This window comes from Collinsella sp. AF38-3AC, from assembly GCF_003474365.1.
GTDB lineage: Bacteria > Actinomycetota > Coriobacteriia > Coriobacteriales > Coriobacteriaceae > Collinsella.
The window spans coordinates 1-6,325 of record NZ_QROM01000029.1 but is presented as its reverse complement, the minus strand read 5'-3'; the positions used below and the strand labels follow the sequence as shown (position 1 = coordinate 6,325).

Below are 6,325 nucleotides of genomic sequence, written 5' to 3'. Positions count from 1 at the left end.
TCCGGTCGCACGGAGAGCATTTCCCAGTTGACAAAACTATAGGAACACCCCCCGACGGCCTCGCTGGTACGGCTGGGCGGCGCACTGTCATGTGAGAGCCACATGCCACCACAGCAGCAAAAGGACACTAAGCAAACTTTGAGACGAGTTTGCGCGCCTTATATAACTTGGCGCCCAAATACTCGTCTTTCATATCCGCCTGATGTTCAAACAGTTTGAGAACCTTTACGCAAATAGCCTTCTTTACAGCTCTGTTTTCCCCGGCACCCTTGCGCTTGATAGCACGGTCGATGGATTTCTCAATTGCTTCCATAGATTTGGAACGATTGCCGCACAAGTTGGTACCCGACGCGTTGAGCCCGAGCGTAACCTCAAGATCGTACCGCACGCTCCTATCAGCAGCATTAATACGCCCGTCGCGATGATAGAAAATGCTGTCGAGCGTATAAGGCTTGATCGGATCAACCGTAAGAGACTTGTTACCACGTCGTTTGTCACACGTTGCCCCGCCACGTCCGTCACAGACAGCAACCATGTTGTGATAATCGAGACTCAATTCGCCATCCGCTGCAGAATCCTCAGGATTTTGCGGAATCAAATGTTCGATCGTAGCCGGATGATCACCAACGCCGATCCTGCATGTGCAATAAGCGCAGAGATGACCCTGCTCTGCAAGCAAGGCCTCCAGAACCTCTCGCTTGTTCTCTCCGCGCAACGCTGTGTAATTAAACGTCGTATCGGGGGTATTGCGTATGGCTCTCTTGGCCTTGGTAAGTGCCGGAGGCTCTTTAGCCTTAACGATCGGAATCACGACAGCAGCTCCTCAAGCTCAAGGGTCGTCTTAGCGGCAACAACATCGGGGTCGTCCACGCCCACAAACTCCTCAAGCTTTTGGAGCGCAAGCCTAGCGTCGTCAAAGCGCTCTTCATCAACGGCGCAATTAAATAAATCGAACAATCGAGCCGCCTCTTCAGGTCGCGAGAATGCGCCCAGAACGGTGTTGAGAATATCCCCGGCATCGCGTCCACGCGTTTCCATAGCAGGCACCGTTGCAGCGTCCTCTCCAAGAATGCGGATGTTACCGCGAGGCACCGACGCAACCACAACAGGTGAATGCGTTGTAACTAGAAATTGAACGTTGGGAAATATGCGAACAAGGTCCTCGAGAATCCTGGCCTGCCAGCGGGGATGCAAATGAAGGTCAATCTCATCGATCATAACAACACCGGGCGTCTCGAGCACATTAGAGCCCAAAGCCGGATTGAGCGTTGCCATGCGGTACGCAATGTCTGCGAATAGGCTCAGCGTCCCACGATAGCCATCGCTCATAGAATGCATTCTATTGCGGTGATAAACACCTTCAGCAGTGGTGTATGTAAACACAAGTTGGTTAAGCTCGACGTCGTAGTCGACCATGGCGCCCTTGGTTGTCGCGGCGGCATCAAAGCAAGACGCGAGCGCCTTCTTAACCGCAGTGAATAAGGCACTCTCTCGCCTATTCTGCCATTCCCAAATCGATTGAGACTTAAACCACGCATTCATGCGGGCTTCATTCGCAGATGCCCGCAGAGCGCCCTCGTAACCGCGCGTTCTATTGGGCGTTGCTTTATCTTTTGACGCCGCTTGTTTCCACAGTCGATCAGTCCCGTAGCGGGCAAGAACAGGCAGAACGACTTCATTACCTTTACCGACAAGCTCTTGCAGGTGTTCGCCAGCATCAATCACACGTCCGGCATCGGCTTGCGTGGTGCGTCCCTTAGCACTCTTCAACGATCGCAGCCAGCCCACCTCTTCCCCCAGGACAATGCCCGATGCCTCAACTGACACCGGGTACTGGGACTGAATGTCGAACATGTCGCCCTGTTTGATAACCGCTCCGCGAGAATCATCTGGGACTATGCCCAGAGCTTCAGCGTTCTGAATTTTCTGGAACAACGTCCCCAGCGCAATGCAAGCTGCATCGAAAAGCGTGCTTTTACCCGTGCCGTTATCGCCGACCAAAACGGTAAGCTGACGATCGAATTCAATTGAATATGATTCGAACTTACGGAAGTTGGTTATCTTCAGTTTCTTAATTTGCAACGCAGCGTTAGCGAAGCTCACGATAGCCTCCCGTGAATTATGTTAGTAGCCAATCGAGTGGAAAATCGTGCGTCAATTCTCAGTTAGCAGCATTATAGCCAACCACTTCGGGCTTCAATTGTGAAGAGAAAAATGGGCGGGAGATAAGGCCTTTCGAGTCAGCGTTAGTGTAAGGATGTCGATGGCTAACCGCCAAACGCAAGCGACCCCTGTCTTAGAATCTGGAATTGCTACATAACTCATAAATCGTGGAGCCCGCAGAAACAGAGTAGCTCAACTTCGCATTTGTGAACAAAAAAGCCCAGCAAAAGCTGAGCTAATTAAACAAAAGGTGCTCCATGGCGGATTCGAACCGTCGACCTTGGGATTAGAAGTTTCTGCTAAGCCCGTGCCATGGAACCGCTAGCTGGCATTATACATTTTCGGGGCCGAAAAGCCACCCCTAGCCGACCTGCGCCGTCCCGTCCCTTGTGGGATGCAGAACGGCACTAGCGCGCCCCCTGCCATCAAATAAAAAGGCCCGCCCGGGATAACCCGAGCGGGCTGCGGCTAATGCCGGTTGATGCTCACGATGCAGAGCCCGATTGTCGCCACGGTGCCGCCGAAGAGCGAGCCGAGCGCGAACGCCAACGCGACCATGCCGTCACCTAGCCCCTCTGGGTGTACACGGCGCCCGATGCGGTGCCGACGGCGATCCAGCGCGTGTGGCCGGAGTAGCTGGTGTAGCGGCCCCAAACGTAGCCGCCTGACGTCACGAACGTGCCGTCGAGGTTGACGGTCTGGCCGCGATGGTAGCTGGCGACGACGCCGTAGCCGGTGCCCGCGCCGGAGCGGACGTTGAGCGTGCCCACCACGATGCGGTAGCGGCCGGCGGAACGGCCGGTGGATGCGGGGCGCGCCTGAGACGCGGCGGCGCCAACGCGAACGAGGTAGTCGTTCGGATCGTAGCCGCCGGTGGGCTTGCCGACAGCGACATAGCGGGTATAGCCGGAATAGCTCGTATAGCGTCCCCACACGTAGCCGTTGCTGATGCAGTACCAGTTGTCGAGCGTCACGGTCTGGCCGTAGCTATAGCCAGCCACGACAGTGCCGGACAGGGACGGCGAGGTACGGACATTCAGGCGACCGGTGTTGCAGCGGTAGGTGCCGCCGAAGCTCGTATCGGTCTTTGCCGTGGTGGTGGAAGAAGCCACGGTGCCGCCATTTCCATCAGTCGGCGCGATGGGAGCGACATAGCCGCTGCCGAGATAAGCGGCGACTGCCTGCTTGAACTCGTACCATGTCTTTCCGTACTGACGGAAATAGCCATTGGGATCGGTATGGTCGGAACCACCCCAGCGCTGGGCCGCCTCGTAGTGGGACAGCAGGCGGGACGTATCCCAGCCGTGAGAGCGAAGCTCGTCGCCCGCCCACTTCACGGCCTCGTTCCACTGCTTGGCAAAGTCGGCTGCATTGGTGGCATGGGCCAACTCGATGCCGATTGTATAGCCGTTGCCGTTGCCCACGTGCCAGCAGAGACGGTTCTCCGCGACCGTGTTGTAGACCGTGGAACCGTCGAGCTCCATGACGTGATGTACGGCGTAGGTGTCATCACGCGACCAAAGCAGCGTGTGGTTGTAGGCGCTGGCGCCCGGGTTCGCCGTCTCATGGATGACGAGGTAGGACGCATTGAGGTAGCCGTGGCCGCCGCTCACGTACTTGTCGACGCTCTGGTATGCCTCCGCGCCGCACGGGGCGGCAAGCGCCGCCACAAGGGCGAGGACAACGGCGAGAACGCTGCGCATCGGCAGCTTGCGCTTAGCCTCGGCACTAGTCTCCGTCATGGTCGCCACCCGCCTTCAGGCGCGCGGAGTCCACTGCCTGCTCGGCCGCGGCGTAGATGGCCGCGCTCGCAACCCCGCACACCGTGCCGATGGCGGCGACGGTCTGGTTGTCCGTGGCGATGCCGGCCACGCTGGTGGCGACGGAGCCCAAAAAAGCCGCCGCGCACAGCCAGAACTTGCGGCTCGTCAGCTTCTTGACGATCTCGTCTCTGGTCATTGATTCCTCCTCCTAATCGAGTACGGGCATGTTCATCGCGTCCGTGCACAGGCGCGTGCCGGTACCGTTGCCGCCCAGCCCGTGATAGGCGGCGTAGACGCTCTCCAGGTGGCGGCGCTCCTCGACGGTCAGGCCGTCCTGTGCCATCGCCCTCTCATGGATGCGCTGCAATTCGGCCCACAGCAGCGCGCGCATCCCGGCCTTCATGGCCTCTGACTCAACGCGCTCGCGTTCAGATTTCTCTGATACCTTCCGCCCCTGGGCCTTGACGGTAGCCACGACCGACGCGACGCACGTCGCCACGACGCACGAGACGATGTCGGTTATGACGATGGCCGCCAGTGATTCCACGCTCGGCCCTCCTTTCCTCTCGCTTTCCGCGCCATCCTGCGGGCGGCGTGAGATTGAGCCTCGCCGCCGCTACACGCAATAAATCCCAGACGTAACGCAGCGGGCTACCATGCGAAGCGTCTGGGATTTTCGAGAGATTGGACTGTTCAAAATGCTGTTTTCCGATGCCATCACCGAGTACATGGCCGACAAGGGCAAGCGTCTCCGCGCCACCACGCTGGAGGGCTACCGCAGCGCCATCCGCTGCCACCTGATGCCGCGGTGGGGCAAGCGCGAGATTGAGACGATCAGCTTTGAGGAGGTACAAGATTGGGTCGATTCGTTCGCCCTGCCAGGTGCCGCCGAGAAGGCGTACAAGACCTTCCGACAGATTTACCGCTGGGTGCTTCGCCGACATCAGCTGCGAATCTGGGACGTGACTCAGGGTGTGGAGCTGCCGAAGAAGCCGACCGCGCGCCGACCGACGCTCACTGCCGAGCAGGAGCGCGTGACGCTCAAGGCCATCGTCGGCCAGCCCTTCGAGGCCGCAGTCCTGCTCGGTGCCGCGCTGGGCCTGCGCCGCTGCGAGGCCTGCGCAGTGAGAATCGAGGATGTGGATTGGCGTAGCGGCTGGGTACATGTGCAGCGCGGCCTGCACGTGGTGGGCGGCGAGGTCATCGAGACCGGATGCAAGACCAAGCTGTCAGACCGCAAGCTGAAACTGCCGCGATTCGCGCTTGAGCGCTTGCGTGCCATCCGTGGGACGCGCAGGTCTGGTCGCCTGTGCCTGCTTGACCCCAACGCCGTCGCCCGCAAGTTCCGTGCGTTCTGCAAGCGGCTCGACCTGCCGCATGTGCCGATGACATGCCTGCGCCATAGTTGGGCGACGATCTCGCTTGAGCACGGAGCCGCCATCGAGGACATAGCCGTGGCGCTGGGACATTCGACCGTCAACACGGCGATGGCGCACTACCTGCAATCATTTCGCACAGTCGTGGCTAGGGCGAGCGATTCATACACGGCGGCGATGGAGATGTAGGGCATTCCGTATCCCGTGCGCCGAGAGTTTTTGTCGGTAACAAGATTGTGCGCTTCAGCAATACGAATTACACGATGCTTTGGGACAAGGCGGGCTTTGAGCGGGAGTTCGGGCGAGGCTTCGACAATTCCCGCGATTCCGTGTACGCGATGAACGGTGATGCGAGCTACGACTTCATGGTTTCCGGCGTGAATTTCTACCCGCGCGACGAGCGGCTCGTCGTCGCAATCAGCGGCGCACACACTGGTCCATTCCGAGTGAATTACATCGTTGTGCTTGGCTAGCATTCCGTATCCCAGTTCAAAAGCGGCTACGTGCGGAGGACCGTCGGCTCCGGCTACATCGAGTTCTGCCGCGTCGGCGGGATCGTCGTCATGAGCATGTACAACGTCACGGCCAAGGTCTCCGGCTCGTGGGGCACGGCGTTCGTCGACACGGTGCCCGAAGGCTTCCGCCCGAAGGACCAGCTGCGCCAGCGGTGCCAGGTGGCCAACACCGACGGCGACATGGCGAGCGGCCTGTGGGTTCAGCCGGGCGGCGCGATGTATATCGCCAACTTCGGCGGCACGGGCCTGTCAGGCTCCTACGCTTTCTCCTGTACGGCCTGCTGGCCGGCGGCCTAGAAGGCGTAGGAGATGCGGCACTCAGCCGAGTAGTCGGTCTAGATGAACCACGACGTCTCCCCGCAATTCCGGACGTTTCGGTTCGTTGCCGTCGCCACCTGCAGACCGGCCTCGCCGGTCAGGCCGTGGTCTGTACCTAAAGCACTATGAAGACTGCACTATATACTGAGGCATCGGCCATGAGGAACAGCTTGCCGTCCGTATAGTAAGC

8 protein-coding genes are annotated in these 6,325 nt (G+C 59.2%); 3 read left to right on the top strand and 5 right to left on the bottom strand.

The window, feature by feature from the left end:
• Positions 1 to 127: 127 nt before the first annotated feature.
• The 5 genes from DW029_RS10915 to DW029_RS10895 form a co-directional block, all read right to left on the bottom strand.
• Complete coding sequence (locus DW029_RS10915) at positions 128 to 811, bottom strand: hypothetical protein (protein WP_118346151.1); 684 nt, start codon at positions 809 to 811, stop codon at positions 128 to 130.
• Positions 808 to 2,103 (bottom strand): AAA family ATPase, encoded by a 1,296-nt coding sequence (locus DW029_RS10910; RefSeq protein WP_118346149.1) that lies wholly within the window; start codon positions 2,101 to 2,103, stop codon positions 808 to 810. Before DW029_RS10910 ends, DW029_RS10915 begins: the two co-directional genes overlap by 4 nt.
• A 626-nt stretch (positions 2,104 to 2,729) precedes the next feature.
• A complete protein-coding gene (locus DW029_RS10905; RefSeq protein WP_118346147.1) occupies positions 2,730 to 3,905 on the bottom strand; it encodes an N-acetylmuramoyl-L-alanine amidase in 1,176 nt (391 codons plus the stop codon).
• Entirely contained in the window at positions 3,892 to 4,122 is a 231-nt protein-coding gene (locus DW029_RS10900; protein WP_118346145.1) for a hypothetical protein, read from the bottom strand. Before DW029_RS10900 ends, DW029_RS10905 begins: the two co-directional genes overlap by 14 nt.
• A gap of 12 nt (positions 4,123 to 4,134) precedes the next feature.
• Complete coding sequence (locus DW029_RS10895) at positions 4,135 to 4,473, bottom strand: hypothetical protein (RefSeq protein ID WP_118346143.1); 339 nt, start codon at positions 4,471 to 4,473, stop codon at positions 4,135 to 4,137.
• A 151-nt stretch (positions 4,474 to 4,624) separates the two neighbouring features.
• On the opposite strand from DW029_RS10895, the gene DW029_RS10890 reads away from it, so the two are divergent.
• Genes DW029_RS10890 through DW029_RS10880 form a run of 3 tightly spaced genes read left to right on the top strand, consistent with a single transcriptional unit; the run spans position 4,625 to position 6,114 of the window.
• Positions 4,625 to 5,491 (top strand): site-specific integrase, encoded by an 867-nt coding sequence (locus DW029_RS10890; RefSeq protein ID WP_158572680.1) that lies wholly within the window; start codon positions 4,625 to 4,627, stop codon positions 5,489 to 5,491.
• A gap of 47 nt (positions 5,492 to 5,538) precedes the next feature.
• Positions 5,539 to 5,775 carry a hypothetical protein gene (locus tag DW029_RS10885; RefSeq protein ID WP_233543879.1) on the top strand — a complete coding sequence of 79 codons (237 nt, stop codon included), beginning with the start codon at positions 5,539 to 5,541 and terminating at the stop codon, positions 5,773 to 5,775.
• 30 nt (positions 5,776 to 5,805) lie between these two features.
• On the top strand, positions 5,806 to 6,114 hold the full coding sequence (locus tag DW029_RS10880) for a hypothetical protein (RefSeq protein WP_118346137.1): 309 nt from the start codon (positions 5,806 to 5,808) through the stop codon (positions 6,112 to 6,114).
• Positions 6,115 to 6,325 lie beyond the last annotated feature (211 nt).